Source organism: Rhizobium ecuadorense, assembly GCF_001187535.1.
GTDB classification, from domain to species: Bacteria; Pseudomonadota; Alphaproteobacteria; order Rhizobiales; family Rhizobiaceae; genus Rhizobium; species Rhizobium ecuadorense.
Map to the genome: position 1 here is coordinate 1 of NZ_LFIO01001183.1, position 238 is coordinate 238.

The window sequence follows — 238 nt, forward strand, 5'->3', positions numbered from 1 at the left end:
GGTCAGATGTGTATAAGAGACAGACCACCCAATGGCCGTCATCGGCGACGATGAACCCGTGCAGATAGAGGTCGAACCCGTCCTGAAGGGCGGCGCTGTCGACCTTGGCGATGAGACGGCTCGTGGTCGCGAGCCCCTCCCCGTCGAGGCCGACACGCTCGCCGATCGAGACGAGCTCCTGTGGCGTCTTGCGAGAATGCGCGCCACGACCACCGCAGACATGCAGGCCGAGCTCGCC

1 protein-coding gene is annotated in these 238 nt (G+C 65.1%); it reads right to left on the reverse strand.

The features are described 5' to 3' along the window. Positions 1–238, reverse strand: a 238-nt coding sequence (locus AF337_RS25400) for a DUF763 domain-containing protein (RefSeq protein WP_152971181.1), incomplete at both ends; no start/stop codon positions are given.